The following is a 1,001-nucleotide window of genomic DNA, read 5'->3' as shown; positions in this document are numbered from 1 at the left end:
GCCCGGCCTGGGCCTGCTCGACCCAGCCGGCCACCACCACGTCTTCGGCCCCGCCACCGGCCAGCGGCGGGAACATTTGCCGGTCGCGCACCGCAAAACTCACCAGCCGCAAGGGCACGCCCAAAGCCCCCGCCAGGCCCAGCGCATGCAGCACGGTGCTGCGGGCCGCGTCGCCGCCCGAATAGGCCACCGTGATGCGGCTGGGGCGGGCGGCCCCGGTGTAGTGGCTGGGGGCGATGGCCACCGGCACACTGGCCAGGTGCAGGATTTCCTCGCTCACCCCGCCCAGTGCGGCCCGGCCGATGGCGCTGCCGCTGCGGGCCGAGCCCAGCACCACCATGTGGGCCTGTTCGCGCTCGGCCAGCTGGGTCAGGCCCACCGTGGCCGAGCGGGCGCTCACCCGCTCAAAACGCAGGTGGGGAATATCGCCCAGCGCGGCCCGTGCCTGGGCCATGGCCGCAATGGCGTATTCGTTCAAGAACTTGCCGTACTCCTGGTCGACGTTGGCCAGCGACGGGTAACCCCACACCTCGGGGGTGACCACGCAGACCAGAATGGCGGTGTCACCCGCGCCCGCCAGGGTTTTGGCCAGCACCAGCGCCTCTTCGCCACGCGGGTCGGGGGTAAAGCCCACTACCAGCGTCTTCATGGACGGCCTCCGCGCAAGTTGGAGCGGCCTGCGGCCTGCGGGGCCTCTTGACCGCGCAGTTTGGAATGGCGCATGCCGTAGGCAAAGTAGCCCACCAGTGCCACCGCAATCCAGATGAAAAACACGGTGAACGTGGTGGCCGACAGGTCGCGGATGATGTACAGGCAGGCCGCAATGCTCAGGCCAGGAATCAGGTACGGGCCAAACGGCACGCGAAAGTTGCCACGCGCGTCGTCCAGGCCCTTGGCCCGCAGCACCGGCACGCTGGCCGACACCGCAATAAACGCCACCAGCGTGCCCATGCTCACCATGTCCCACAGGTAGGTGGAGTCCACAAAGCCCCCCACCAAGC

The 1,001-nt window shown here is 69.1% G+C and carries 2 protein-coding genes; both read right to left on the bottom strand.

The window, feature by feature from the left end; all coding sequences use genetic code 11:
* Positions 1-649: universal stress protein (locus AC097L_RS26670; protein ID WP_479589697.1), on the bottom strand; the 649-nt coding region annotated here is incomplete at its 3' end.
* On the bottom strand, positions 646-1,001 hold a 356-nt coding region (locus AC097L_RS26665), incomplete at its 5' end, for an amino acid permease C-terminal domain-containing protein (protein ID WP_479589696.1). The genes AC097L_RS26665 and AC097L_RS26670, both read right to left, overlap by 4 nt.

Source organism: Rhodoferax sp. RT5P35 (genome assembly GCF_056521385.1).
The sequence above is the reverse complement of the archived record's forward strand: the minus strand, read 5'-3'. Positions and strand labels throughout refer to the sequence as shown.